This window comes from Candidatus Neomicrothrix sp. (assembly GCF_035329545.1).
Classification (GTDB): domain Bacteria; phylum Actinomycetota; class Acidimicrobiia; order Acidimicrobiales; family Microtrichaceae; genus Microthrix; species Microthrix subdominans.
The window spans coordinates 24,455-50,578 of the sequence record NZ_DAOLGP010000031.1 but is presented as its reverse complement, the minus strand read 5'-3'; the positions used below and the strand labels follow the sequence as shown (position 1 = coordinate 50,578).

At 69.7% G+C, this 26,124-nt stretch carries 23 protein-coding genes, 1 tRNA gene and 2 pseudogenes; 3 read left to right on the top strand and 23 right to left on the bottom strand.

Features of this window, described 5'->3' with window-relative positions:
• The coding region (locus PKD89_RS15205) for a cytochrome P450 (RefSeq protein ID WP_324332520.1) at positions 1-990 on the top strand (990 nt) is incomplete at its 5' end.
• Here the strand turns inward: PKD89_RS15205 and PKD89_RS15200 are convergent.
• From PKD89_RS15200 to PKD89_RS15125, 17 genes and pseudogenes are all read right to left on the bottom strand, one after another.
• Positions 952-2,079 carry a tyrosine-type recombinase/integrase gene (locus tag PKD89_RS15200; RefSeq protein ID WP_289011888.1) on the bottom strand — a complete coding sequence of 376 codons (1,128 nt, stop codon included), beginning with the start codon at positions 2,077-2,079 and terminating at the stop codon, positions 952-954. The genes PKD89_RS15205 and PKD89_RS15200 overlap by 39 nt on opposite strands.
• Before the next feature lie 121 nt (positions 2,080-2,200).
• Positions 2,201-2,276 (bottom strand) — tRNA-Thr (locus PKD89_RS15195).
• 30 nt (positions 2,277-2,306) lie between these two features.
• Positions 2,307-3,314 (bottom strand): polysaccharide deacetylase family protein, encoded by a 1,008-nt coding sequence (locus PKD89_RS15190; protein WP_289011887.1) that lies wholly within the window; start codon positions 3,312-3,314, stop codon positions 2,307-2,309.
• A gap of 133 nt (positions 3,315-3,447) precedes the next feature.
• Complete coding sequence (locus tag PKD89_RS15185; protein WP_289011886.1) at positions 3,448-4,578, bottom strand: DNA polymerase III subunit delta'; 1,131 nt, start codon at positions 4,576-4,578, stop codon at positions 3,448-3,450.
• Positions 4,578-5,207, bottom strand: coding sequence for a dTMP kinase (gene tmk, locus PKD89_RS15180; protein ID WP_287376563.1), 630 nt, complete (start codon positions 5,205-5,207; stop codon positions 4,578-4,580). The genes PKD89_RS15185 and tmk overlap by 1 nt, the downstream gene beginning before the upstream one ends.
• Complete coding sequence (locus tag PKD89_RS15175; protein ID WP_289011885.1) at positions 5,204-6,763, bottom strand: MFS transporter; 1,560 nt, start codon at positions 6,761-6,763, stop codon at positions 5,204-5,206. Before PKD89_RS15175 ends, tmk begins: the two co-directional genes overlap by 4 nt.
• A 265-nt stretch (positions 6,764-7,028) precedes the next feature.
• Positions 7,029-9,812 carry a type I DNA topoisomerase gene (gene topA / locus PKD89_RS15170; protein WP_289011884.1) on the bottom strand — a complete coding sequence of 928 codons (2,784 nt, stop codon included), beginning with the start codon at positions 9,810-9,812 and terminating at the stop codon, positions 7,029-7,031.
• Between the two features lie 130 nt (positions 9,813-9,942).
• Positions 9,943-11,265: an acyl-CoA dehydrogenase family protein gene (locus PKD89_RS15165; RefSeq protein WP_289011883.1), complete on the bottom strand. Its 1,323-nt coding sequence runs from the start codon at positions 11,263-11,265 to the stop codon at positions 9,943-9,945.
• 296 nt (positions 11,266-11,561) lie between these two features.
• Positions 11,562-11,918, bottom strand: a complete 357-nt coding sequence (mnhG, locus tag PKD89_RS15160; protein ID WP_289011881.1) for a monovalent cation/H(+) antiporter subunit G — start codon at positions 11,916-11,918, stop codon at positions 11,562-11,564.
• A 108-nt stretch (positions 11,919-12,026) separates the two neighbouring features.
• Positions 12,027-12,296, bottom strand: a complete 270-nt coding sequence (locus PKD89_RS15155) for a monovalent cation/H+ antiporter complex subunit F (protein ID WP_287376550.1) — start codon at positions 12,294-12,296, stop codon at positions 12,027-12,029.
• A complete protein-coding gene (locus PKD89_RS15150) occupies positions 12,293-12,931 on the bottom strand; it encodes a Na+/H+ antiporter subunit E (RefSeq protein WP_289011880.1) in 639 nt (212 codons plus the stop codon). The genes PKD89_RS15155 and PKD89_RS15150 overlap by 4 nt, the downstream gene beginning before the upstream one ends.
• A complete protein-coding gene (locus PKD89_RS15145) occupies positions 12,931-14,418 on the bottom strand; it encodes a Na+/H+ antiporter subunit D (protein ID WP_289011879.1) in 1,488 nt (495 codons plus the stop codon). The genes PKD89_RS15150 and PKD89_RS15145 overlap by 1 nt, the downstream gene beginning before the upstream one ends.
• The gene (locus PKD89_RS15140) at positions 14,415-14,960 is read right to left on the bottom strand and encodes a sodium:proton antiporter (RefSeq protein ID WP_289011878.1); all 546 of its coding nucleotides are present in this window, start codon (positions 14,958-14,960) and stop codon (positions 14,415-14,417) included. Before PKD89_RS15140 ends, PKD89_RS15145 begins: the two co-directional genes overlap by 4 nt.
• Entirely contained in the window at positions 14,957-15,241 is a 285-nt protein-coding gene (locus tag PKD89_RS15135; protein WP_324332519.1) for a hypothetical protein, read from the bottom strand. The genes PKD89_RS15140 and PKD89_RS15135 overlap by 4 nt, the downstream gene beginning before the upstream one ends.
• 53 nt (positions 15,242-15,294) lie before the next feature.
• Positions 15,295-15,462 (bottom strand): annotated as a pseudogene (locus PKD89_RS19840) (MnhB domain-containing protein); the annotation flags it as partial.
• An 8-nt stretch (positions 15,463-15,470) separates the two neighbouring features.
• Complete coding sequence (gene mbhE / locus PKD89_RS15130) at positions 15,471-17,960, bottom strand: hydrogen gas-evolving membrane-bound hydrogenase subunit E (RefSeq protein WP_289010181.1); 2,490 nt, start codon at positions 17,958-17,960, stop codon at positions 15,471-15,473.
• Between the two features lie 176 nt (positions 17,961-18,136).
• On the bottom strand, positions 18,137-18,730 hold the full coding sequence (locus tag PKD89_RS15125) for an ATP-binding protein (protein WP_289010180.1): 594 nt from the start codon (positions 18,728-18,730) through the stop codon (positions 18,137-18,139).
• 120 nt (positions 18,731-18,850) lie between these two features.
• Here PKD89_RS15125 and PKD89_RS15120 point away from each other — a divergent pair, with 120 nt between their 5' ends.
• A complete protein-coding gene (locus PKD89_RS15120; RefSeq protein WP_289010179.1) occupies positions 18,851-21,220 on the top strand; it encodes a DEAD/DEAH box helicase in 2,370 nt (789 codons plus the stop codon).
• A gap of 236 nt (positions 21,221-21,456) precedes the next feature.
• Positions 21,457-21,810 (top strand): annotated as a pseudogene (locus tag PKD89_RS15115) (glutathione peroxidase); the annotation flags it as partial.
• Positions 21,811-21,865: 55 nt separating this feature from the next.
• Here PKD89_RS15115 and PKD89_RS15110 read toward each other — a convergent pair.
• The 6 genes from PKD89_RS15110 to PKD89_RS15085 form a co-directional block, all read right to left on the bottom strand.
• A complete protein-coding gene (locus tag PKD89_RS15110) occupies positions 21,866-22,303 on the bottom strand; it encodes a TadE family protein (protein WP_289010183.1) in 438 nt (145 codons plus the stop codon).
• Positions 22,304-22,332: 29 nt separating this feature from the next.
• Positions 22,333-22,626: a hypothetical protein gene (locus PKD89_RS15105; protein ID WP_287376532.1), complete on the bottom strand. Its 294-nt coding sequence runs from the start codon at positions 22,624-22,626 to the stop codon at positions 22,333-22,335.
• 64 nt (positions 22,627-22,690) lie between these two features.
• Complete coding sequence (locus PKD89_RS15100) at positions 22,691-23,287, bottom strand: type II secretion system F family protein (protein WP_324332518.1); 597 nt, start codon at positions 23,285-23,287, stop codon at positions 22,691-22,693.
• Positions 23,284-24,114: a type II secretion system F family protein gene (locus tag PKD89_RS15095; RefSeq protein WP_324332517.1), complete on the bottom strand. Its 831-nt coding sequence runs from the start codon at positions 24,112-24,114 to the stop codon at positions 23,284-23,286. Before PKD89_RS15095 ends, PKD89_RS15100 begins: the two co-directional genes overlap by 4 nt.
• Complete coding sequence (locus PKD89_RS15090) at positions 24,111-25,262, bottom strand: CpaF family protein (RefSeq protein ID WP_287376523.1); 1,152 nt, start codon at positions 25,260-25,262, stop codon at positions 24,111-24,113. Before PKD89_RS15090 ends, PKD89_RS15095 begins: the two co-directional genes overlap by 4 nt.
• The gene (locus PKD89_RS15085) at positions 25,259-26,011 is read right to left on the bottom strand and encodes a hypothetical protein (RefSeq protein ID WP_289011852.1); all 753 of its coding nucleotides are present in this window, start codon (positions 26,009-26,011) and stop codon (positions 25,259-25,261) included. The genes PKD89_RS15090 and PKD89_RS15085 overlap by 4 nt, the downstream gene beginning before the upstream one ends.
• Positions 26,012-26,124: the final 113 nt, after the last annotated feature.

Sequence of the window (26,124 nt, the reverse complement as noted above, 5' to 3'; positions counted from 1 at the left end):
AAGGCGCCCTGGTGGGCCTGCTCGATCGAGTATCTGTGCTTCGGGGAGATCGTCTCCGGGCCGGCATGGGAGATCGCCCAGAGAATCTCGTCGTTCGCTGAGGAGGACCGGCACCGGGAGCTACGAAGCCCGGTGGAGGCTCCCTTCACCAAGGGGTCGATCCTTGAGCTGGGCGACACGGTCCGGACGATCGCCCGCGAGATCGTGGGCGAGCTCACCCCGGGTGACGACCTGGGGGACGCAGCCCATCGATACACCGGGCAGGTGTTCCAGCAGGTGCTCGGTCTGCGCGACCTCGAGGTGCTCGTCACCGAGGCACAAAACTTTGCGCGGATCTGGACCTTCGAATCGGCGAGTCATCGAGATGAACTCGAGGCGGCGTGCGTCCATCTGTCGAAGATGGCCAGCGAGGTGCTGAATGCGCCGGCGACGCCGTTGGCCAAGGGGATCGCGACCGCGGAGCTGTCCGATGCCGAGCGGGTCGCCCTCATCGTTCAGATGCTGGTCGCCGGGTGGGAGACGACCGCCGCTCAGTCGGCGATCCTCGGGTGGCAGATGTGCGGCCAGACGCCGGAGCGTGACCGCTGGTGGGCGGGCGAGTGGGACGACGACCAGGTGGTCGAGGAGGTGCTGCGGTATCGGTCCTCGCCCGGCGCATTCGTGCGTGTCGCCTCCGAGCCCACCGAGATCGCGGGGCACCCGGTAGCCGAAGGTGACCGAGCGCTTGCCTTGCTGTGGGCCGGGAACATGGACCCGGACGTCTACACCGATGCGACGACCTTCGATCCATCCCGCTGGCCCGATGCCACCCCGCACCTCTCGTTCGGTGTCGGGCAACACAAGTGCCTGGGCCTCCACCTCGCCCGGCTCGAGCTGGCCGAGTGGGCCAAGGCGCTGCGCGAGCGGCGGGTGACGGTGGACCGGTCGCCGGACTGGCCGGAGAGCTACCCGCTACGACCCGGGCCGCTCCCCGTCGTCGACGTCGGCTGAGAGGCCCACTCTCGCCCCGGCCAACAGGTCGCCGATGATCGTGGCTGCGCGGCGATCGCTCGCTGCCACGGGCGCGGTGTAGGTGCTCAGCGTGAGCTTTACGTCGTCGTGACCGAGCCGGTCCGCAACCGTACGCGGATCCATACCGGCTGCGATGAGCCAGGTGGCGGTCGCATGTCGAATGTCGTGGAAGCGGACGCCCTCGATCTCGGGGAGCTGGGCTCGGACGTCAGCCCAGAGGTCGCTGATCCTGTCGGGCCTGATGGGGATGGCCCCATCGCGATCCCGCGACCAGACCCAGGCGTTGTTCTGTCCCCGGTCCGACTGGCGCGCCTTGTGCGCAGCCAGGGAGGCGAGCGTGCCCTCGTCGAGGCTGATGACCTTCGTGCTGGACGTCTTGGTCTCCTTTGGGAGGCCGTTGCCTGGGGTCGAGTCGATCGACCGCCGGATGATGACGCTGTTCCTCTCGGTGTCGATGTCGCCCCATCGAAGGCCAGCAATCTCGCCACGGCGGCAGCCGGTGCAGATCGCGAACTGCAGCACGGCCGCGAACTCCGGGGTGGCGATCCGCATCGCCCGTTCCATGACGATCGGGGTGGGGACGGTCGGCTCCCGCTTGGGGACCGACGGGGCCTGCATGCGACGGAAGGGATTCATCTCGATGTAGCCCCATCGCTCGGCCAGCCCGAACATCGCCGAGAGGCTTCTGAAAGCGGCCAGCCCGCTGGGCCGGCCGTGCTCGGCGGTCACCCGCGAGATGATCGGGGCGAGCTTCCTGGCGGTAACCTCGTGAAGCTCCATCGGCAGAAGCGGAGCAAGCGCCTCCAGCTGGAGGATCCTCCGGTATGAGTGGACGGTTCTCGGTGCAAGCCGATCGGCACAGTCGGCGAGCCAGATCTCCCGGAAGACACCGACGGTGGTCTCTTCATGACCCGACTGGGTGGCTCGCTCGTGTTCCTCGAGCATCGTCCGCCGCATGCGCTCCGCCGCTCGGCGCGATGAGACGTTACGGCTCTTTCCGGCCACGCGGACCTGCCACTTGCCACCGGGCCGAGCCCGGATGCTTCCACTTGCAGACTTGGTGCTCACGGGGCCCGATTCTAGGGGCCGATAGCGAGAATGTGGACTAAATTGTGGTCTGCAGCGGTGTTACGCTCCCGCAGCCGACCTTCATAAAGGTCCGGATGCCTTGGGAACACTGGGATGTGAGTGGAGCCCGAGAGGAGAATCGAACTCCTGACCTGCTCATTACGAGTGAGCTGCTCTGCCGTCTGAGCTACCCGGGCGAAGATCTCACCTTACCAGCGTGACGTCGCTCAGTTCCCCTCGGACTCGTTGGCGCTGCACAGCTCGATGAAGCGGGCGCCCTGGGCTTTGTAATGAGCGATGATTTTGGGAAGGGCCTCTACGGTCGCCCGACGTTCCCCACCGCCGTCGTGCGCCAGGATCAGCTGGCGCTGCCCAGGCACGGTGGCTCTGGCCAGAATTCTGCCGCTGTCGCGCACCTTCCAGTCCTCGGTGTCGACGTCCCAGCCCATCAGGCCCAGGCCGTGCTTCTTGGCCGCTCGCAGGGTGTCGTCGTTGAACGAGCCGTAGGGCGCCCTGGCGCACTGCACCGTGCCTTTGCCCAACAGATCGTCGATGATCTTGGTCGAGTCGGCCAGTTGTGCCTCCGCTGCGGCAGGCGACAGCGTCTTCAGGTCCTTGTGGTCCATCGTGTGACTGCCGACCGAGAAGCCGGCATCGGCGACCAGCCGAGCATCGTCGGGACGCTCTTGCACGTTCTGACCAAGGAAGAAGAAGGTCGCCGGCACCTTCTCTTTCTTCAGGATCTCCACCATCTCGGCGGTGTACTTCGAGGGCCCGTCGTCGAAGGTGAGAGCAATCACCGGCGCCTGCTCCCCTTCGAGCATCGGCATCGTCAGCAGTTCGTGTACCTCGGAACCGGGCATTGGGGCAGAGCCGTTCCAGACGCCCCGCTCCGGCAAAGTGGCCGCCTCGATCGCCCGCTTTTTCTCCTCCGCCTGGCGCTTCTCCTCGGCCTCTCGTGCAATCTTCTCCGCCTGACGAACAAGCGCTACCTCTACCGGGGTGCTGACGAGGGCCTCCGATGAAGCCTCAGGAAGTTCTCCAACCACCGACAGGGAAGTCAGTACGGGCTGTGGGCCACTGGCCTGCTCGGTTCGACCGTTGGCCTGCGTGACCCCTCGCCACCCGGCGGCGCTTAGCGTCACCACGACAACAGCGACCAGCGCCACCTTCAGAGCGAGCAGCGTGCGGCCATCGGATCGCTCGTGAGTGTTCTCGACGCTCGGTTGGGTCACGCGCTATCACCTCGGAGGTTGAGATCGGCTTACGGCACTGAACGCGACGAAGCCACCAGATGTGTTCGACGGAGTTGTCCGAACCTTACACCCCGATAAGAGGCTCGGGCCGCCATGCCCAGGGCGCCGTCGGTCACAGCGACGGCGTCGGCTCACCCAACGCCAGCAACAGCGCCAGCAGCGCCAGGTCCTCCCGTGCGTTGTGTAGAAGCGCCAACTCCAGATCGGCGAGCCCGTCGCCCACCCGCCCGTAGGTCTGCGCCCCGGCTGCGTCGACAGCGCGTGCCCGCGCCTCATCGGCCAACGCCGCCATTCCGGCGCGCAACGCGTCGTTGCGCAGCCGACGGGCCTCGCGTTTGTGGCGCTCCTCCAACCGCTTGCGTCGTCCGGTCTGCCCCCGTGGGGTATCCCCCTCGGCGTGATCGAACGACTCCAACTGGCGAGCATGGCTTGCGGCCAGCGCCTCCCCCGCCGCATCGAGGTCGGCGATCAGCTCGGCAACCAGCCCGCTCGCCGTCGCAGCCGTTCCGTCGACCCGGCCCAACAAGTCGCTCCAGCGGCGCCAGCGCTGCGAGGCCGCCTCGTCGGACAGCAGCGCCCGGACACGCTCAAGGTCGCCGCCCGCCGCTCGGGCCGCCACCGCAACCGCGTCCGGGTCGAAGCCCTCCTCGGCGGCCGCTGCGACCAGCACCTCCGTGGGAATCGGACGAAAGTCGACCCGAAGGCATCGGGAGGCGATCGTCACCAGCTCCGGGGTGACCTCCTCGGCCAATACGACGAAGGTTGTGCTCGCCGGTGGTTCCTCGATCGTCTTCAGCAGCGCCGGTGCGGCGTTGCGGACCAGGTGAAAGTCGACGAGGACCAGCACCTGGTGGGACCCCTCCGGCGGTGCCAGCTCGGCCCTGCGGGCGATATCGCGGGCCTCCTCGACGCTGATCGCTGCGCCGGTGCGTTCGACGACGGCGATCGCCGGGTGCGACTCCGCCGCCGCCAGGCGCCGGTGCCGATCAGCAGTCTCGGGATCGTGGCGGGCCAACAGCTCGCCGGCGAAGATGTCGGCGGCCCTGCGGGTTCCCCAACCGGTCTGGCCGACGAACAGGTAGGCGGGCACCGGACGCTGTAACGCCGCGCTGAGCTGGGCAATTGCCGGCTGCTGCCCCACCAGCTCGGCGAACGGACCGGGGGTGATCCCCGGACCGGTCGCCTCGGTCTCCAGCCCGCCCTGGCCGATACCGTCCTGGTCGGGCGTGCCCTCCTCGTTCATTAGCGGTCCACGATGACGAGACCGAGCCGCTCCTCGACCAGCGCCTCGACTGCGCGACCCACCCGCTCGATGTCGGCGGAGCCGTCGAGTACCGCCCAACGCTCCGGGTCGGCGTCGGCCTGGGCGAGGAAGCCGGTACGAACCCGCTGATGGAACGCCGGCTCAGCCGATTCGATCCGGTCTCGCTCAGTGCCGAGCCGGGCAAGCGTGACCTCGACGCTGACGTCCAACACGATCACCAGGTCCGGCTCCAGCCCGGCCACAGCAAACTGCGACAGCGCCAGCACCTCCATCGGGTCGAGCCCTCGTCCGTACCCCTGGTACGCCACCGAGGAACCGCTGAAGCGATCGCTCACCACCGACCGTCCGGCGGCCAGCGTCGGTGCGACCACGCGCTCGACGTGCTGGGCGCGGTCGGCCGCCATCAACAACGCCTCGGCCCGCAACCCGGGGGTAACCTCGGAGTCGTCGGCCAGCAGCAGATGGCGTAGCTGCGCCCCGAGTGGGGTGTCCCCCGGCTCCCTGGTGGGGAGCGCTCCCAGCGACGTGGCCAGCCGCCCGACCTGGGTGGTCTTGCCGGAACCGTCGGGCCCCTCGAAGACAATGAAACGGCCGCGCTCGGGGCTCATCGGCGCCGCTCGGGGTCGGGTCGTGGTGCGGCGCGCTTGGCCGGGTCCACCTCGGCCAGGCCGACATCGATGCCAACCGCCTCGGCGGCCTGAACCTCGGCCGTCTGAACCTCGGCCTGGCGGAGGTCGCCATGAAACAGCTCGGCCGAATACTCGGGGCGGACAGTGTTGTGGCGCAGCCCGGCTCGGACGTCGGCCAGGCCCTCGCGTAGCTGAAAGCCCATCGATCTGGCGGCCAGTGTGGCGGCGCCGAGGATGATCAGCCCGCCGAACCACAGCGCCACCCGGACGCCGGGCACCGCCAGCGACACGCCGAAGATCTCGGCCTGGGGGATGCCCTGGGCATTGCTGGGAAATATCGACGAGGTGAGCTGCTCGAACAGCGCCGCCATGGCGGGGCCCAGAAGCAGCGACACCAGCACGCACAGGCGCACCAGGGTGAGCAGCGTCGAGAAGATCCGTCCCCGCAGCTCGTCGGTCGTATAGGTCTGCAACAGGGTGAAGCCGAGGATGTAGACCGTGCCGGCGCACACGCCGAGCAGGAACACGCAGGCCGCGGCCGGCCAGAACGAGGACATCGACGCCGCCAGGAACAAGGCAATGCCGCTGACATAGGAGGCGATGAGAAACGACGCCCGCTTGGGCAACAGTTTCTGCACCACCGACAGCGCGGCGATGCCAACCGCCACGCCGAGGCCGAGCGCGGTGATGAACAGCGAGAACGTGTCCCCCGAACCAATCACCTTCTCGGCGAACACCGGCCCCAACGGCACGAGCATCGCCCCGCCGAACAGCCCGGTGGCCAGGCCCACGTTGACCCCCCGCACGACCGGGTTCTCGACGATGTAGCGCCAGCCCTCGCGCATCTCGCGGAATGTCTCGCCGACGCCCGCCACCCGCTCCTCGCCGATCACGTGGCGGCCGAGCGCGTGCTTGGGAATGCGCACCAGCTTCCAGATGATCAGCCCGCCGATGACGAACGAGGCGGCGTTGAAGTAGAACGCCAGCGCCTGGGTGTTGCCCAGCTCGTTGCTGAACTGAAGGGGCCCCAGCCAGGAGATGTTGGCCAGCGAGCCGTTGGCGGCGGTGAGCAGGTAGATCAGCCCGCCGGCCACCGGCATGGTGCAGTAGGCGGCCACCAGGCTGAGCGAGTTGGCGTCGGTCAGCTTCTTGCGGGGCACCAGGCTGGGGGTGACCGCCTCCTTGGCCGGCGACCACAGCATCGTGAACACCTCGAGCAGCAGCGAGGCGATCACCAGGCCGGTGACCGAGCGCACGAACGGCAGCGCCATGAACACGACCGCCCGGGCCAGGTCCGACCAGATCATCACCTTCTTGCGGTCAAAGCGGTCGACGAAGACGCCGGCGAGCGGTGCGAGAAACAACCCCGGCGCCACACGGGCGGTCAGCACCAGCGCCGTGGCCGCCTCGGGCGCCGACGAGAGCTGCGCCGCCAGGGCGGTGATGGCAAAGAGCCCCACCCAGTCGCCCAGAGCCGACACCAGCTGCACAACCCACAGGTAATAGAAGTCCCGAGAACCGAAGATTCGCTGCATCCAGCCCTCGCCCGAACCGGTCGAGTCCGGATCGAACGAAGAGAGGTCGGGCGAGGAGGGGAGCGTTTCGGCTTCGACGGATGCTCCGGCCGAATCTGATCCCTCTGGTGGTCTGGTGGTTCCCATCACGGTGTTGAAGGCGCGCCGACCCGACCGTTCGGACCGGGTACGCAGGCTCCTTTTCTACTGCACCGCAGGGATTCGAGGTGGGATGCGGACGCTCGTCACGCGACACCGCAGGATCGGCCGCAACCCATCGAGTGCTCTAGTCCTCGGACGGCGTGGGGGGTGGTGTCTTCTTGGCCAGCGCCTTCTTGGTTGCCGCCTTCTTTGCAGGGGCCTTCTTCTTGGCCGGAGCCTTCTTCTTCGCAGCCGCCTTCTTCTTGGTCGCCTTCTTCTTGGCGGGCGCCTTCTTTTTGGCGGCCGCCTTCTTTTTTGCTGGGCCTCGGGCACGTCGGTCGGCGAGCAATTCCTGGGCCCGCTCCATCGTCAGCCCATCGGGCGTGTCGCCCTTACGCAGGCTGGCATTGGTCTCGCCGTCGGTGACGTACGGGCCGAAGCGGCCGTCCTTGACGACGATCGACTTTTCCGGGTTGTCGGGGTTGGGGCCCAGGTCCTTCAGCGGCGGCTTGGCGCTCTGCCCCTTGCGACGCTTGGGCTCGGCCAGCTTGGCCAGCGCCTGCTCCAACGTCACCGTGAACAGCTCCTCCTCGCTGTCGAGGCTGCGGCTGTCGGAACCCTTCTTGATGTAGGGGCCGTACCGGCCGTTCAGCGCCTCGATCTCCACGTTGTCCGCCAGATCGACGCCCACCACGCGGGGCAGGGTGAGCAGCTTCACCGCCTCCTCGAGCCCGATCGTGGCCACGTCCATCGTGGCGAACAGCGAGGCGGTGGCGGGCTTCTCGTCCGGCTCCTCGGGATCGGACATCGCCACGTAGGGGCCGAAACGCCCCGCCTTGACCATCACCGGCCAGCCGGTGTCGGGGTGAATGCCCAGCTCGCGGTCGCCCGACGGGGCGTCGAGCAGCTCGGTGGCCCGATCCAGGGTCAGCTCGTCGGGGGCCAGGTCCTCGGGGATGCCGGCGCGGTCCTCGCCCCGCTGCAGATACGGCCCGTAGCGACCGACCCGGGCGACAATCTCACGGCCCTCATCATCGGAGCCCAGCGGGATCGAGTTGACCTCGCGAGCATCGATGTCGCCCAGGTTTTCGCTGACCATGCGAGCCAGGCCGGCGTCGTCGTCGGTGGCGCCGAAGTAGAACCGGCTCAGCCATGGCACGGCCTCCTCGGTGCCCCCGGCAATGTCGTCGAGGTCGTTCTCCATGCGGGCGGTGAAGGCGTAGTCGACCAGCTCGGGGAAGTGGCCCTCCAACAGGCCGATCACAGCAAAGGCGGTGAAGCTGGGCACCAGGGCGGAGCCCTTCTTCCACACATACCCGCGATCCAAGATGGTGGAGATGATCGACGCATACGTCGAGGGCCGACCCACACCCAGCTCTTCAAGCCGCTTGACCAGCGACGCCTCCGTGAAGCGCGACGGCGGCTGGGTCTCGTGACCCTTCGCCTCGGCCTCGTCGATTGTTGCCGACTGACCTTCGCTCACCTCGGGCAGCACCGATTCGGCATCGTCGGCCTCCGCCCCGTCGTCCTCGCCCTCGACGTACGCGGCGAGGAAGCCGGGGAAGAGGATCGTGCGGCCGGACGCTGACAGGGTGACGTTCTGGGACCCGGCCGAGCCGGCCGCAACCGTCTGGGCCGACAACCGCACCTGCACCGACTCGCCACGGGCATCGTTCATCTGGCTGGCCACCGTGCGCCGCCAGATCAGCTCGTAGAGCCGGAACTCGTCGCTGCGCAGCTCCCCGCGCACCTCATCGGGCGAGCGGAAGCTGTCACCGGCCGGGCGGACGGCCTCGTGAGCCTCCTGGGCGTTCTTCACCTTCTTCTTGTAGGTGCGGGGCTCCTTGGGCAGATACGGCGCCCCATAGCGCTGCGAAATTTCGCTGCGCGCCGCCGCCAGCGCCGCCCCCGACAGCGTGGTCGAGTCGGTACGCATGTAGGTGATGAACCCGTTCTCGTACAGGCGCTGGGCGACCGACATCGTCTGAGCCGAACTGAAGCGCAGCTTGCGGCCGGCCTCCTGTTGCAGCGTCGAGGTCATGAACGGCGGGTAGGGGCGGCGGGTATAGGGCTTGGCCTCGACCGAGGTCACCGTGGCCGGAGCATCGGTGAGGGTGCCGGCCAAGGTTGTGGCGGCCCCCTCGTCGAGCACCAGCGCACCCTCTCGGGTCAGCTGGCCTTCGGCGTCGAAATCGCGGCTGGTGGCCAAGCGCACGCCGTCCACCTCGATCACCTGGGCGCCAAAGTTGGTCGCCTTGCCAGCCGCTGGCGCAGCGGCGCCGCCGTCTCCGCCGGCGACGTGCACCTGTGCCTTCAGGTCCCAATACGACGCAGAGCGGAACGCCATGCGGGCCCGCTCGCGCTCGACGACGATGCGGGTGGCCACCGACTGCACCCGGCCGGCCGACAGACGGGGCATCACCTTCTTCCACAGAACCGGCGACACCTCATAGCCATACAGGCGGTCGAGGATCCGCCGGGCCTCCTGGGCATCGACCATGCGGCGGTCGAGATCCCGAGGGTTGTCGATCGCGGCCTGGATGGCGTCGGGGGTGATCTCGTGAAACACCATGCGCCGTACCGGCACCTTGGGGCTGAGCACCTCGAGCAGGTGCCATGCAATCGCCTCGCCCTCGCGATCCTCATCCGTTGCCAGATAGAGCTCGTCTGCGTCGGCCAGCAGGCCCTTCAGGTGCTTCACCTGGGACTTCTTGTCTCCAGCGACCACGTATAACGGCTTGAAATCGTTGGCTGTGTCGACGCCCAGCCGTGCCCACGACTCGGCCTTGTAGGCGGCCGGCACTTCCGCCGCCGAGCGCGGCAGATCGCGGATGTGGCCTATGGAGGACTCGACCACATAGTCAGCACCGAGGAACTTCGAGATGGTGCGGGCCTTGGCAGGTGACTCGACGATTACGAGGGAGGACATCGGGTCCAGCCAAGACCAGCGCCGCGCACGGCGTCAACACCGACCCCGCCGGACCGATCGCTCCGGGGGCCGTCGAACACCGGTGGACCGGTGGTTGGATGGGTCCGATCCCGGGCCGGTATGAGGCCGATCAGGGCCCGGAAAAGACCCCGGACCGGTCGGTGGCCGGGCCGACCGAGGGCGCCCGGTCGTCCTCGTAACGGGTCAGCTCGGCGCGACCCACCACATGCCAGTGCACCTCGTCAGGTCCGTCCGCCAAGCGCAGCGTGCGCTGGGCGGCGTACATGCTCGCCAGCGGGGTCCACTGGGAGATACCGGCGGCACCGTGGATCTGGATGGCCTCGTCGATGATCTCGCACACCCGCACCGGCACCATCGCCTTCACCGCGCTCACCCAGATGCGAGCCTCGGCGTTGCCGGTCAGGTCCATCGCCCGGGCCGCACGCAGCACCATCAGCCGCATCGCTTCGATCTCGATGCGGGCCTTGGCGATCACCTCGGTGTTCTTGCCCAGGCGGGCCAGCGGCTTGCCGAACGCCTCGCGGTTGAGCCCGCGCCGCACCATCAGCTCCAGCGCCTTCTCGGCCGCGCCGATCGAGCGCATGCAGTGGTGGATGCGGCCGGGACCAAGCCGCAACTGGCTGATCTCAAAGCCGCGTCCCTCGCCGAGCAGCATGTTGGAGGCGGGCACCCGCACATCGGTGAAGCGCAGGTGCATGTGCCCGTGCGGGGCGTCGTCCTGGCCGAACACGTGCATCGGGCCGACGATCTCCACCCCGGGGGTGTCCATCGGCACGAGGATCTGGGATTGCTGACGGTGCGGCGGGGCGTCGGGGCTGGTGCGCACCATGACGATCATGATCTTGCAGCGGGGGTCGCCGGCGCCGGAGATGTAGAACTTCTCCCCGTTGATCAGCCACTCGTCACCATCGAGCTCGGCTACGGTCGCCACATTTTTGGCGTCGGAGGAGGCGACGTCGGGCTCGGTCATTGCGAACGCCGAGCGGATCTCTCCGTTGAGGAGGGGCTGGAGCCAACGCTCCTTCTGCTCGAGCGTACCCACCCGCTCAAGCACCTCCATGTTGCCGGTGTCCGGCGCCGAGCAGTTGAGGCACTCCGCAGCCAACGGGTTCTTGCCCAGCTCGGCGGCAATGTAGGCGTAGTCCAGGTTGGACAGGCCCTCGCCGGTCTCGGCGTCGGGCAGGAAGAAGTTCCACAGTCCCGCGTCGCGAGCCTTGGCCTTGGCGCCATCGAGCAGCTCCAGCTGACCGTCGGCGAACTGCCAGCGGTCGCTGCGCCCATCGCCGAGCGCAAAGAACTCCTCGGTGATCGGGTCGATCTCGTTGGCGATGAACTCGATGACCGCTTCGTACAGCGGCAGCGCTGCGGCCGACATCGCCAGGTTGAGCGCCTCGTCGGTCGCATCACCTGAGTGCATTCCTGGTGCGGGCATGGCGGGTCCTTTCGACAACACGATCGACAAGCCGTGACGCCCGAACCTAGGCGACGCCTGCGTCGGCCGACCTCGAACGTCGACCGCGCCGCATGCCCCGTCCGCAACTCGGGAGCCCACACGACCGCCAGACCGCGCTTTGCACTCCCCGGTTCGAGGGGACTCGGAACTCGGGAGCCCACACGACCGCCAGACCGCGCTCTCGGCTCCCGACTACCGATCTGCGACCCAGGCTCGACCCGCACCCGAGCCGGACCTGTGCCCGCTCGGGAGCGGACCGAGGTGGAAGGGCCGGGTCAGGCGATCTCGTCGGGGGGCAGCCGCTCACCCAGTTCGTCGATCACCAGCCGCTCGCTGCGGGTGCGACCCGGACGCTCGGCCCTGACCCGGTAGGCGGCCCGCCCGACCAGGTGTGCACCCACCGGCGCGGTGAGGAACTGCAGCGCCAACGCCAGGATCAGCTTGGTGACCACCGACCAGCTCGGAATGGCCATCACTGCTCCAACGACGACCAGCAACCAGCCCAGGGTGGACGGCTTGGTGGCCGCGTGCATACGCACGAACAGGTCGTTGGAACGCAGCTGTCCCACCCCGGCGATCAGCGTGAGCACCGCCCCGGCGAGGATCGAGAGGGCGGCGATGACCTCGATCATCTGTCCACACTCCCGCCAAGGCGCCACAGGAACGAGCAAACCAACACGATCATCTGTCCACACTCCCGCCAAGGCGCCGCGGGAACGAGCAAACCAACACGAAACCGATCATTTGGGGGCACCTCCGCCGCTGGTGGTTTCAATGAAGCGGGCGTAGATCACGGTGCCGACGAAAGCGACCAGCCCGACGACGACCGCGACCACCACGTACTGGGTCGAATCGGTGCGGGCACTGTTCGCGATGATCGCCAGCGCCACCGTGGTGAGCACGCCATCGAGCGCCACCACCCGGTCGGCCAGCCGGGGCCCGTACACGAGCCGCGCGACAAACGCGGCTCCGGCCAGGGCGAGAACGGCCAGCGCCGCGGCGTAGATCATCGTCGCACCTCTCCGATCGCCGGGATCGTCGCTTCGTCGAGCGCTTCGCGGGCGTCACGGGAACCGAACGCCACCACCAGGCGGCGCTCCAAATCGAGCACCTGGGCACGGATCTCGTCGGGAGACTGGGCCTCGATGGCGTGGACGTAGATGACCGAGGGCTCCCGCGACACCTCGACGGTCAGCGTGCCAGGGGTGAGGGTGATCGAGTTGGCCACCATCGTGGTCAGCTGGTCGGACAGGCCACGGATCGGTGTGGCCACGATTCCCGGCTCCATCTCGGCGGGTCCGGACGGCTTCACGATCAGCCAGGCCACCCGCAGGCTGGAGGCGACCAGCTGGCCGAGAAACCACACCGCAAAGACGGTTGCGTGCAGCGGGCGCAGGGCGACCCGGGAGTCCACTCCACGTTCCCCGGGAAACACCCACAGCACTCCAGCGGCCACCACGACGCCACCGAGCAGGTTGGCCACGGTCGGCGCGCCCCACAAAGCGGTCCACATCACCACCAGCCAGCCGGCGAGCAGCGTCGGACCCCAGCGCTGCGAACGCCGGACCGTGGAGGTGTCACTCCCGGACACCTCCCGACTCGACCGTGCGTCTCCCGTTGGAGTCGGATCGGATGACTCGCTCATCAGCCCAACACCTCCGACACGTACTGCCCTGGGGTCAGCAACTCGTCGGCCGCACGGGTGCTGAGGTTGTACAGCGGACCGGCGGCAACGGCCACCACCAGCGACAGCACGACCAGGAACCCGACCGACAGGTACATGACACCCATGCCCTTGGGCGGATCGTCCGGGTCGGACGCCTCGTCGGTGAGCTGCACCTCGCCCCAGAACGCCCCACCCCAGATCTTGGTCATCGAGAACAGCGTGAGCAGGGACACGAGGATCGACACGGCCACCACGGCGTACTGCGCCGAGCTCAGCCCGGCCTCGACGAGCGCAAACTTGGCGACAAAGCCCGAGAACGGCGGTATCCCGGCCAGGCTGAGCGCCGGCAGCAGGAACAACAACCCCAATACCGGGAAGGCCCGCGACACGCCCCCGATCGCCGCCAGCCGGCCCGACCCGGCGCGCACCTCGACCAGGCCGGCGGTCAGGAACAGGGTGGTCTTCACGATGATGTGGTGGATCACGTACAGCAGCGCACCGGCCAGGCCGGCGACGGTGAACAGGCCCAGCCCCATGATCATGTAGCCGATCTGGGACACGATGTGGAAGCTGAGGATGCGGGGGATGTCGTCCTGGGCGATCGCCCCGAGCACCCCGACCAGCATCGTGATCGAGGCGACGACGAGGATGAGGGTGCCCGGCCGGGTGCCCGGGTCGAGGAACAGCGTCTGGGTGCGGATAATCGCATACACACCCACCTTGGTGAGCAGGCCGGCGAACACCGCCGTGATCGGCGAGGGGGCGGTCGGGTAGCTGTCGGGAAGCCAGGAAAACAGCGGAAACAGCGCCGCTTTGATGCCGAACACGACGAACAACAGCAGCCCGAACGCCAGGCGCACCCCGTTGGGCAGGTCGCCGAAGCGCTCGGCAAGCTGGGCCATGTTGACCGTGCCGGTCGCCGAGTAGATCAGCGCCAGCGACGTCAGAAACAGCGCCGAGGCCACCAGGCTGATCACGACATAGGTCATGCCGGAGCGGATCTGTTCCCTGCCGCCACCGAGCGTCAACAACACGTAGCTGGCGGTGAGCATCATCTCGAAGGCGACAAACAGGTTGAACAGGTCACCGGTGAGGAACGCTGCGGCGACGCCCGCCGACAACACCAGATACACCGGGTGAAACGCACCGTGGTTGCGTTCGGCGCCCGGCTGGCCGATCGCGTAAACCAGCACCGAGATCAACATCACCGCAGCGACGGCCAACATGATGCCGGCGAGGCGGTCGGCGATCAGGGTGATGCCGAAGGGCGCCGGCCAGCCGCTCATCTGCGCGACGACCGGCCCGGAGGTATCCGCCTGGATCAGCAGAATGCAGCTGATCGTCGCAGTGGATGACAGCACCGCCAAGCTGATCATGCGCTGGACGCTGCGGTGCCGAAAGGCCATGATCGACAGCGCCGCCCCGAGCAGCGGCAACACGATGGGCATGGGGAGGAGCGCGTTCACCTCGGACCATCCCGCCGGCCGGCGCCCGGGCTGTCCGAGTCGGGCTTGATGTCACGGTCCGGGCCGGGGTCCTCATCGTGACGAGCCAGGGCGGCGTCGGTGAGGCCATCGGGGTTCTTCCCTGCCTTGGCCGAGGCCAGGCGCTCCCCGGTCAACTCGGTGTCGGCCACCTCCTCGTCCAGGGCTGCATCACGCTCGCGTGCGACGCGTCGGTCCTCGCGGTCATCCTCGACCAGGTCATCCCCGGTCAGCACGAAGCTGCGCCAGGCCATCGCCAGCAGAAACGCTGTGACCCCGAAGCTGATCACGATCGCCGTGAGCAGCATCGCCTGGGGCAGCGGGTCGACGTACCGGTCGGGATCGTTCGGCGTCCCGCTGAGAAAGGCGGGCAGCCCGCCCCGACCGGAGGTGACCAACAACAGGTTGGCCCCGTGGCTGATCAGGCCCAGGCCGATGATGATGCGGCTCAGCCGGCGTTGCAGCAACAGCCACGTGCCGATGCCAAAGAGCAGGGCCGCCCCGGCGGCCAAGGTGAGGCTCATCGCTTTTCGCTCCGGCTCGTCGCCGCGCCCGGGGCCGGGTCCGGGCCGTCCTCGGGCACCGCCGGCTCGCCGAACGCCCCGAACATCATCAACACCAGGCCGACCACGACCAGGAAGACGCCGACATCGAAGGCGAGCACCGAGCTGAGCTTGATCTCGCCCAGCAATGGCGGGTGCAGTTTGCTCTTGCCGCTCTCGCGCCGCCCCCCGCCGCACAGCAGCGGGGGGGTCGACCGGGCGGCGCCCCAGGAAAACCCGGCGGGGGGTTGGCCGGGCGGCAACCGGGAAACGGCCGGGGGCCAAAGAAGACCCCCCCGGGGACCCGGCCGGCCCGGCGGACCTCGTCCAACCCGCCGGTCGCGTAGCGCAGTGCGAAGGCGGCACCCGCCACCAGGCCCCCGACGAAGCCGCCCCCCGGCTGGTTGTGCCCGGCGAAGAGCAGGTACAGCGCCAGCACCATCGCCGAGGGGAAGACGACCCGCACCACCGATTCGAGCACCATCGAGCGCCTCACGACGGTCGCTCCGGCGGCCGGTCGGGCTCCTCGGGAGGGGCGGCGGCCCCATGCGGACCGTCGTTGGGATCCAGGCGACGGCGGATGTCGGCGAGCGCCCCGTGGTCCGCTTTGCGCGGCTCGATGTAGGAGCGCAGGCTGGGCATGACCAACGCATCGTCGTCGGGCTTGTGAATCGTCAGGCCGCGGGCACCGGCGCGCGCCAGCGCAACCAGGCCGAGAGCGGCCACGGTGAGCACTGTGATCTCGCCCAGGGTGTCGAACCCGCGAAAGTCGACGAGGATCACGTTGACGACGTTGGAGCCGCCGCCCTCGGACACCGCACGGGCCAAGAACTCATCGGACACCGGGCGTGCGGTTCGAGAACCAGATGCCACCAGGGCAAAGACGAACACGAACACGCCGACCGACGCGGAGATCACCAGGCGGACGGCGCGACCCAACCCGGTGGGCCGCTGACGAAACTCGTTGGGGAGCACCCGCAGCACCAACACGAACAACACGGCGCCGAGGGTTTCGATGCCGAGCTGGGTGAGCGCCAGGTCCGGCGCGCCCCGCAGCACGTACAGCAGCGCCATGCCGTAGCCGACCGCGCCCAAGCACAGCACCGCCGACAGGCGACGTTGGATGGTGGCGGCTGCTGCGGCCGCCACCACGATCAGCGCGGTGAGGGCCACCTCGCCCGGGCTGTCGGCAAAGCGGGGCAGCGCCTGGCCCTGCATCGCCCCGATCAGCGCAAAGCCCGGCACGGTCACCACGGTGACGAGCACGACGCCGACATAGGTGGGCAACGACCCGGACTGGACGATGCCGGTCACCCGGTCGGCCACCCGGTTGAGCAGCCGCAGCACGCCCAAATACCCACGGTCGCCCCAGGTGAGCGATGGCAGCACACCCTGGACCGCCGCAACCTGGCGCCCCCCGGCCACCATCGCCGCACCGAGAGCGATCGTCAGCGCGCTCAGCGCCAGCGGGGTGCTCAGGCCATGCCACAACGCCAGGTGACCCTCAGGGGCCGCGCCGTCGAGGGAGGATGCCGCGGCGTACACCAGGCGGGAGGCCAGGTTGGGAACGACGCCGAGCACGATGGTGAGCGTTGCCAGGATCGCCGCCGGTACCCAGAACGCCGTCGATGGGGCCCCTGCCGGCTGGCCACCGGAGGTGTGGTCATGTTCGGCCGCCGGCAGCGGCGGCGCGCCGGGCACGTCCCTGGTGGTGAACGCCCCGAGGAGAAATCGGCCCGTGTAGGCGAAGGTGAGCACCGAGCCGGCGACGATGCCGGCGAGCACGACCCACTCGCCGGTTCCGGCGTGATGGGAGAACGCTTCGTAGGCGGCCTCCTTGGCGATGAAACCGAACAGAAGCGGGATGCCGGCCATCGACAGGCCCGAGACGATCGCCACCCAACGGGGACCACCCCAGCCCGGCCCCCAGGCGCCCAGCGCCCGGATGTCGCGGGAGTGGGCCTGGTGGTCGATCACCCCAACCACCATGAACAGCGGCGCCTTGAACAAAGCGTGGGCGATGATCAACACGACGCCGGCGAGCGTGGCCTCTGGGCGTCCGGCCCCGAACATCACCATCAAAAATCCGAGCTGGCTGACCGTCCCAAACGCCAGCAGTCGCTTGAGGTCGGTCTGGCGCAGCGCCCGGGCCCCGCCGGTGATCATCGTGATCAGCGCCACGCTCAACACGACCGGACGCCAGAACCCCACGTCGGCGAAGGGCGGCGCAAACCGGGCGACCAGGTACACGCCCGCCTTCACCATCGTCGCCGAGTGCAGGTAGGCCGAGATCGGCGTCGGCGCGACCATCGCTCCCGGCAGCCACGACGAGAACGGGAACTGCGCCGACTTGGTGAAGGCACCGATCAGGATGCAGACCAGGCCAACGCTGACCGTGGTGCCCGAAGGTGGCGACGCAACGATGGCCGACAGCTCGTAGGTGCCGGCCGCCTGGCCGACCAGGATCAGCCCGACCAGCATCACCAGTCCGCCGGCCGCGGTCATCAGCAACGCCTGTAGCGCCGACGAGCGGGCCTCGGGGTCCCGGTCGGACCAGCCGATCAACAGGTAGCTGGTGATCGAGGTCAACTCCCAGCACACGTAGAGCCACAGCAGATTATCGGCGGTCACCAGGCCCAACATCGCCCCGGCGAACAGGGTGAGCAGACCCGCCAGGCGGCCCAGGCCCGGCGTATCGGGGTTGAAATAGCGGCTGGCGTAGACCTGGATGAGCACCCCGATGCCGGCGACGAGTAACACCATCACCAGGGAGAACGCGTCCACGCGCAAGCTGACCGCCAGGTCGAGCCCGCTCACCCAGTTGATCGTCTCGCTCACCGCGGTGCCGTCGAGAATTCCTCCGGCGCGCGCCAGTACCCAGACCAGCACGGCCGCTGGCGGGATGGCGGCCACCCAGAACACCCGACGATCGTCGGAGCGTCCCAGGCCCAGCAGCGCCGCGCCGAAGCACAGGTGGACCAACAGCAATACGGTCAGCGGGGGCCTCCAACCAGAGATGCCCGCCGCGCACCTGATGAGGGGGCCGCTGGGGCGGTCGAGTCGGTGCTGGCCAAGTGGGAAATCCTAGCCGACAGGGCGGAAAACCGGCACCCCGACGCGTCGGACCGAACCGGGGCCAATGCCGCCGGTCGGGTCGACTACGGCGTCTCGGGTTCGCTGTCGCCGCTCGGGTAGATGACGAATCGCACCGAGGTTCCGCCATCGACCGGGCTGAACTCGGCCTCGTCGGCGAACGCGTCGATGATGCCGAGGCCGAACCCGCCCTCGCGCTTTTGCACCTCGGGTGCCGACACGTCGGGAAGCGAGGTGTCGATCACCGGATGGGAACCGGTCGTGGCCAGGAATCCGCCGCCCTGGTCGAGGACCGATACCTCGACGCGATCGGGGCTGAGACAGCACCGCAGCCGCAAGGCCTCGGGGGTGCTCTGCTCGGCGTGGGCGGTCACCGCGTTGGCGACCACTTCGGTCAGCACCAGGCGCAGCTTGTCCAGGTCCTCGGCCCCCATCGTGGCGGTCAGCCGGGCCACCTGTTCCACCCGGCGCCGCACCATCGCCAGGCTGGCCAGATCAGCCGGGAAGTAGAACTCGATCTCCACCGGTTTGGCGGGCGGAACGGTCAGCACCTTGTCGTCGACCACGCTGTCGTCGACCACGCTGCGATCAGCTCCGGGGCGCGCCGAGCCGTTGGCCTCGTCCGGTGAGGACTGATGCGCTCGGTTGCGGGACTGCACACGACCCCTTTCTGCGCCCCCAATCTAGGCCCACGACCCCCCTGTTGCGGCCACTCCGCCATTATTCTCAGAAAGCGGTGGGGCGTGACTGTCGGAGTCGATCCGTAGCCTGGGGGACCCATGCTCGCTCTCGGCCCCCACAGCGCCACCGCCGACCGCCTCTCCGGCGATGTCGTTGCCACCAGCGTCGCCCTCCCGCCGGCGTTGGCCCACCTGGAGGGCGACCCCCGGATGGCAGGGGTGTTGTCGGTCCCCGGCCGCCCGGGGTACACGGCGGGGCTCGCCACCCCGCTTCCCGATCGCCTGTCCGCACTGGCCGAGCCGCCGTTTTGGGCCCACCAGGCGGCGGCGATCGACCTGCTCCGGGCGGGCCGCCACACCGTGATCGCCACCGGCACCGCGTCGGGCAAGTCCCGGTGCTACCAGGTGCCGATCGCCGAGGCGGTCACCGAGCCCGGCGTCGGGGCCACCGCCCTGTTGATCTATCCCACCAAGGCGCTCGCCCAGGACCAGCTCAGGGCCCTCGGCGACTTTGGCGTCGGGGAGCTGTTGGCGGCCGCCGTCGACGGCGATGCCGGCCCCGAGGAGCGCTCCTGGGCCAGGAGCTCGGCCCGGGTCGTGTTGACCAACCCGGAGATGCTCCATCACGGGTTGCTGGCCCACCATCGGCGCTGGGCCCGGTTGTTTCGCAACCTGGCCTACGTCGTCGTCGACGAGCTCCATCTGCTGCGGGGCATGTTCGGGGGCCACAGCGCCAACGTGCTTCGACGCTTGCGACGGGTGGCAGCGCTCTACGGCGCCGACCCGACGTTCGTGTTCACCTCGGCGACGATCGGCCGGCCCGGCGAGCTGGCGGGGGCGCTGATCGGCGAAGAGGTCGACGTGATCGATGACGACGCCTCCCCGACCGGAACCCGCACCCTGGTCGTCTGGAACCCGCACGCCGAGCGCTCCGGCGGCGGCGCCCCAACCCAGTCGCTCACCGAAGCCACCGCCGCCATCGCAGCGGCGCTGGTCGCCGGCGGGCACCGCACGTTGGCCTTCACCCGGTCGCGGAAGGGTGTCGAGCTCGCCTGGTCCCGGATGCGCCAGCTGCTCGACCCCGAGACGGCCGCCCTGGTTCACCCCTACCGGGCCGGGTACCTGAGGGAGGAGCGGCGCGAGATCGAGGCCGAGCTGTTCGCTGGGCGCCTGCGGGGCGTCGTGGCCACCTCAGCACTCGAGCTGGGCATCGATGTCGGGTCCCTCGACGCCGTCGTGTGCGGCGGGTTTCCCGGCACGGTGGCCTCCTTCGCGCAACAGATCGGTCGGGCCGGGCGGGGCGCCGGTGCGTCGGTGGCGGTGTTGGTGTGCGGCGAGGACCAGCTCGACCAGTGGATGGCCCGGCACCCCCGTGACCTGCTCGAGCGGGTGCCCGAACCGGCGGTCGTCAACCCGGCCAACCCGTACGTGTTGCACCCGCACCTGCTGTGCGCCGCCCACGAGTACCCGCTGCGACCCGCCGACGACCGATTTTGGGTCGGCGAGCTGGACGAGGCGGTCACCACCCTCGCCCGCAACGGGGCACTCACCGTGCGCCGGCGGGGTCGAGGCGCCGGCCGCGAGGTGGTGGCCACCTGGGCGGGCACCCGCTGGCCGTTTTCGCTGGTCGGCCTGCGGTCCAGCGATCTCGCCGAGGTGGAGATTCGCTGCGGGCCCGACCTGATCGGCACGGTCGGCGCCGGTCGGGCGCCCGAGACCGTTCACGAGGGCGCCATCTACCTGCATCGCGGCCGGGCCTGGCGGGTGATCGAGCTCGACCTCGACGCCCGGTTGGCCACCGTGATCGAGGACCCCGGCGACACCTACACGCTGGCCCGAACCACCTCCGACGTGCGGCTTCTCGAGGTTCCGGAGGGGCGGCCACTCCTGGCCGAAACAGGGACACCCGATGCCGGCACCGGGCGGGTGCGGGTGGCCCCGGTGCTGGTGACCAGCCGGGTGACGGGCTATCAGCGACGGGCGGTGGGCAGCCACGACAACCTGGGCACCACACGCCTTGAGCTGCCGCCCCAGGAGCTCGAGACCCGGGCGGTCGTCTTCACCTGGGACGACGACGATCGCCGATCGAGGGCCGCACTCGACGCGGGCTGTGACGCCGCCACGCTGCCGGGGGCGCTGCACGCTGCCGAGCATGGCGCGATCGGCATGTTGGGCCTGTTCGGGCTCTGCGATCGCTGGGACGTCGGCGGGCTGTCGACCGCCGACCACCCCGACACCGGTGGGCCCACCGTGCTGATCCACGACGGCTATCCCGGCGGTGCCGGCATCGCCGAGTTGGCCGAACGCGTCGCCGAGGAGCACCTGGCCGCCACCCGCACGGCGATCGCCGAGTGCACCTGCGAGGCCGGCTGCCCCTCGTGCGTGCAGTCACCCAAGTGCGGCAACCTGAACGAACCGCTCGACAAGGCAGGAGCACTCATCGCCATCGACGCCCTGCTCGGCCGCTGACAGCGGCGTCGAGACCGGGGCGATCGACCCCGCTGTAGGGTTGGTCAGGGCCATCGCCGGCCATCGCCGGCCATCGCCGGCCTCCCACGACCGAGCAACCGACCGAAGGGCTCCCGATGAGCGCGTTTCACGACCTGGAGATGACGTCGATCACCGGCGAACAGATCTCGTTTTCGAGCTTTGCCGACAAGCTGGTGCTCGTTGTCAACGTCGCCAGCTATTGAGGCCTCACCGGCCAGTACGCAGGTCTGCGTACCCTCGATTCCAACAATGACGACCTGGTGGTGTTGGGCGTGCCCTGTAACCAGTTCGGTGCCCAGGAGCCCGGGACCGACCAGGAGATCCTGGCCTTCGTCACCGAAAACTACGGCGAGCCCTTCCAGCTGCTGTCCAAGGTGGACGTCAACGGCGACAACGCCGCCCCGCTATATCAACTCCTGCGCAACGCGCTGCCCAGGGAGGACGGCGTCGGCGACCTCACGTGGAACTTCACCAAGTTCCTCGTCGACCGTGACGGCACCCCGCTGAAGCGCTACGAGCCCCAGGTCGAGCCGGAGGAGATCGGCGTCGACCTGCCCAACTTCGTCTGAGGGCTTCGGGCTACGACGACCGCCCGACCAGCGCTCGGCTCCGTCACGCAGCCGGTCAGCCGCCCAACGACTCGACGCGGATCACCAAGCGCTCGGCGACCTCGGGGTCGCCGAGCATGGGGCCCACCAGCGGCAACCCGGTGACCAGCCGTTGATGGCAGGTGACCGTGACCAGCGAGCCCACCGAGCGGGACCCGCTGAGCTCGGCAGAAAACCCGGACCCGCCCTCGGCTGCCGACGCACCGGCGGCCGTGACCGCCGCAGCGTCGGGTCGCACCATCGCGTGGCGGGCCGCAACCCCGCAGCGGTGGGTGAGCGCAATGCGGTCGCGTGCCAGCAGCGCCGCTTGGATGACGAGCAACGTCACGATCACCAGCACCGGCAACAACGCCGCCAGCTCGACAGTCGATTGACCGCCGCAGGACCGTCGATGTGGACCACTCCGCCAATGCGGCCGACCAGCCGGTGGCGGGCTGGTGGAACTGGCCGCCACCGGGTGGCCCACCGCGGCACCTCGGGGCCTCACCCGACCCGGCCGGTGACCCACCGGAACACCCGGTCGAACAGCGCACCGACCACGTCCGTCGAGCTGGCCCAGGCCAGCACCAGCAACGCCAAGGTGGCGATGCCCACCACCAACAGCGCATACTCGACCGTGCTCTGGCCCCTGGCCAGGTGGCGGCGGGCAAACAGGATCTGTGGCTGAACCCACCGGGTTGGTCGGCGGTGTGGACCTGCGCCCGCGTCCCGGGCCGGGGTTGCACCCCGGTAGGTCGAGGCCGGCGTGGCCGAATGCGGCGAGATCGGTTGCTTCATCGCTGACATGGGAATACTCCTTGTGGTTGGTCCCGGCCGGTTGGCCGAGGGGTAGTTGGGGGGTTCAGGGGACGGTGGTGCTCAGCTGGCGGAGCGACACCAGGGCCAGCGGCCCAAACGTGGCGATCATCAGTGCCGGGAGGATGCACAACACCAGCGGCCCCAGCAGTCGCACCGGCAACCGCCTGATCTGCTCCTCGGATCGTCGACGGGCCAGCTCGCGCTGCTGATCGGCGCACCGGGCCAGCACGGGCAACGACGAGGATCCGGTCCGTTCGGCCGCGCCGAGCGCCGCCCCGAGTGGTGCCAACGGATGGTCGGAGCTGCGCCAGGCGCCGAGGACCCCCGACACCGACTCACCGCGCCCCAGGCTTCGACGGGCGCTGCGCAGGTCGGAGGCGAGCGCTCCGGGTGCGACATCGGCCACGCCGAGCAGGGCGCTGCGCACGGTCAACCCGGCGGACAGTGCGACGACGAACAGGTCGGCCACCTCGGGCACGTCGGCGAACCGGGCGGCCTGCTCGTTGGCGCGCCGACGCCGCTCGGCCAGGTGGCGCCGGGTCCACCAGACCCCGACACCGATCGCCAGCATCGGGTGCACCGCCAGAGCGACGACGGCAGCGATTACCCAGCGCCGAAGCGACCGTTGGCGTGCGATCAATGCCGGGCTGCGTCGGTGGTCGGGGGCGCGCCCGGCGCCCCGGGCCCACAGGCCCCCCCCCCCCAACAGGGCCGCCGGCGCTGCGGGGGGGCTCGGCGGGGCCGGAGCGGGCGGGCCCCGGGGGACGGGAGGCCCCTGCCCCAGGCGGCCCCCGCCAGTTCGAAGGCGAGCGCACCCAACAGTGCCATGACGCCGCCCGGCGAGGCCAACGCGCCAAGCAGCCGAGGGTCGACCATCGAGCCGAGCGCCAGAAACAGCGGCGGGAGGGCGGCGAGCACCCAGGCGGAGTAGCGGGCCTGGGACGTTTGGGCAGCGAGTTCGGCGCTGACCGCCGTGCGGTCGCGTACGGTGCCGGCGACACCGTCGAGCGCATCGGCGGTTCGACCCCCGTGGCGGGCGGCCATGCGCAGCGCTGCCACCAGCAGCGCTCGTTCGGCCGACCCGCCGACCCCAAATGCCCTCAGGGCGTCGTCGACTGGTTCGCCCCGACGAAGCAACGTGCCCATGGCGGCCAGGTCGGCGCCCAGCGGCTCGGCCGTGGTCGTGGCGCCGACAAGCGACTCGGGCAGCGACGCCCCCGATCGCAGCTGGGCGGCCAACCGTTCGGCCAGCTCGCCCACCGCCCCCTGCTCGTCATCCACCCGGCGGGCCCCGGCCCCCGCGTCTGTGCGCCAGCGGCCTCGGCGCTGGCCACCACCCGCTCGATCGGTCTCGCCAGGGCGCGTGCGTGCTCGACGGCTCGGGTGACCGGTGGCCAGGACCACGGCCGTCACCGCTGCCCCCGCCACCAGCACCGCCATCGCCCACGGTCCCAGACCGCCGCTCATCGGCCGACCGCCTCGATCTCGACCCCGGGGGTGAGTTCCTCGAACTCGGGGGATTCGGCCGACCCGGCCACGCGCCACACGCCGGTGACCGATCGGGCGCCGTCGCCCCGCCGGGCCACGCCGACGAGGACGTCGATGGCCGCATGCAGGCGGCGACGGATGCCGGCGACGCCGAGGCCGGGTGCCCCGAGCAGCGTCATCGATTCGAGCCGGTCGAGTGCCTCGGCCGGCGAGCCGGCGTGCACGGTGGACAGGCCGCCGTCGTGCCCGGTCGACAGGGCGGTGACCAGGTCGGCCGCCTCCCCGCCCCGCACCTCGCCGACGATCAGTCGGTCGGGGCGCAGCCTCAGTGCGGTGCGCACCAGGTCGCCCAGCTCGACCGAACCCGACCCCTCGGCGTTTGCCCGGCGGGCCTCCAGACGCACCAGGTGGCGGCCGGGCGGAGCCAGTTCGGCGGTGTCCTCGACGACGACCAGCCGCTCCTCCGGAGGCAAGCGGGCGCACAGGGCGTCGAGGAGGGTGGTCTTGCCCGCCCCGGTTCCACCGAACACAACCGTGTTGTACCGGCGAGCGATCACCGCTTCGAGCGCAGCCTCCACCCGGGGCGACGCGAACCGGTCGAGCGGCACCGCCCGAACCTCGAAGCGACGGTAGGCGAGCACGGGGCCGCCGAGGGCCACCGGCGGAACAACCACCGCCACACGCGTGCCGTCGGCCATCGCAGCATCGGCGATGGGCAGCGCGGGGTCGACGCGCCGACCGAGCGGTCCGAGCGTGCGCTCGACCAGCCGGGCGACATCGCCCGCATCGAGGACGACCGAGGTGCGCTCGAGGGCACCGGCGCGTTCGATCCACACCGGCCCGGGGCCGTTGACCAACACGTCGGTCACGCCGGGCGTCGCGAGCAGAGCGGCAACCGCCCCAAGTCCGACCAGCTCGGCGTGAACGCCGCTGAGCAGCTCGGCGCTCTCAGCCTCGTCGATCAGCGGGTCGGCGCGATGAAGCACCGCTTTGACCTCGTCGAGCGTCCAGTCCCCGTCGGGTCGGCTGGCTTCGAGCAGCTCACGCACCCGGGCGATCAGCGGCGGCGACACCGCCGCCGCGCCCAGGCGGGCCCGGTTCCGCAGGACATCGGCATCGCCGGTCATGTCACACCCCCGAACACCGAGCCGGCCCGGCGGGCGGTGGGCACAACGTCGACAAGCTGGCGCTCCAGGCGCCGAGGCAGTCGCGAGGTCAACAATCCGGAATCGGTCGCCCGGGCGACCGCCGGGTCGATCTCAACGGTACCCACCACCGGCGCGCCGACGGTCGTCTCCAGGTCGGCCGCCACCAGCGCCCGCCGAGGCTCACGCAGAAACACGATCGCGTCGGCGGCCAGGTCGAGCCGACCGAAGCGGCGCAACGCCAGGTAGCAGGCCCGCACGACGACGATGTTGGTCGCAGCCGCTCGCACGGCCTGGCGGCTGAGGTCGGCCCCGTAGGCGAGGCGGAGGGCGCCCGGGGCAGGCGCCGGGACGCCCGCATCGACGAGCACCAGATCGGCCAAGCCGTCGATCGCGCCCCACAGTTCGACCACCCGGGATGGGCGGGCCACCTCGGGGGCATCGGTCGGCCGAGGCCGAACCGACGGCGGCCCGCCGCCCCGGGGGATGAGCGTCAACCCATCGATGACCTCGATCGCAGTTCTTCCCAGCGCCTGTGGGGACGCCCGGGACCCGAGCCAGTCGAGCACCCCAACCGAGCCAACACCCTCGACGCCGAGCACCGCCGGCTGATCGCCGGCAAGGTCGACGATCGCCACGCTGGCACCGTCATGTCGGAGGTGCGCCAGCGCCAGAGCGGCGACTGTCACGCTGAGGCCCTGGCCCCCTTTGGGGGACCACACGGTGATCATGGGACAACTCCTGAACCGTTCGACCGGTGGTGGTCGAGCACCTCTCAGCATCCCCATGCGACACGACCGTGTCATTGGGCCGCCCTCCCCGGGCCGGTCGCACCGGTCGGCTC

Excerpts from the sequence above, each read along its gene's own strand:
- PKD89_RS15185 (WP_289011886.1), bottom strand. The coding sequence starts at position 4,578 with ATGAACGAGGAGGGCACGCCCGACCAGGACGGTATCGGCCAGGGCGGG.
- tmk (WP_287376563.1), bottom strand. The coding sequence starts at position 5,207 with ATGAGCCCCGAGCGCGGCCGTTTCATTGTCTTCGAGGGGCCCGACGGT.
- PKD89_RS15175 (WP_289011885.1), bottom strand. The coding sequence starts at position 6,763 with ATGCAGCGAATCTTCGGTTCTCGGGACTTCTATTACCTGTGGGTTGTG.
- topA (WP_289011884.1), bottom strand. The coding sequence starts at position 9,812 with ATGTCCTCCCTCGTAATCGTCGAGTCACCTGCCAAGGCCCGCACCATC.
- PKD89_RS15165 (WP_289011883.1), bottom strand. The coding sequence starts at position 11,265 with ATGCCCGCACCAGGAATGCACTCAGGTGATGCGACCGACGAGGCGCTC.
- mnhG (WP_289011881.1), bottom strand. The coding sequence starts at position 11,918 with ATGATCGAGGTCATCGCCGCCCTCTCGATCCTCGCCGGGGCGGTGCTC.
- PKD89_RS15155 (WP_287376550.1), bottom strand. The coding sequence starts at position 12,296 with ATGATCTACGCCGCGGCGCTGGCCGTTCTCGCCCTGGCCGGAGCCGCG.
- PKD89_RS15150 (WP_289011880.1), bottom strand. The coding sequence starts at position 12,931 with ATGAGCGAGTCATCCGATCCGACTCCAACGGGAGACGCACGGTCGAGT.
- PKD89_RS15140 (WP_289011878.1), bottom strand. The coding sequence starts at position 14,960 with ATGAGCCTCACCTTGGCCGCCGGGGCGGCCCTGCTCTTTGGCATCGGC.
- PKD89_RS15120 (WP_289010179.1), top strand. The coding sequence starts at position 18,851 with ATGCTCGCTCTCGGCCCCCACAGCGCCACCGCCGACCGCCTCTCCGGC.
- PKD89_RS15105 (WP_287376532.1), bottom strand. The coding sequence starts at position 22,626 with ATGAAGCAACCGATCTCGCCGCATTCGGCCACGCCGGCCTCGACCTAC.
- PKD89_RS15095 (WP_324332517.1), bottom strand. The coding sequence starts at position 24,114 with ATGAGCGGCGGTCTGGGACCGTGGGCGATGGCGGTGCTGGTGGCGGGG.
- PKD89_RS15090 (WP_287376523.1), bottom strand. The coding sequence starts at position 25,262 with ATGACCGGCGATGCCGATGTCCTGCGGAACCGGGCCCGCCTGGGCGCG.
- PKD89_RS15085 (WP_289011852.1), bottom strand. The coding sequence starts at position 26,011 with ATGATCACCGTGTGGTCCCCCAAAGGGGGCCAGGGCCTCAGCGTGACA.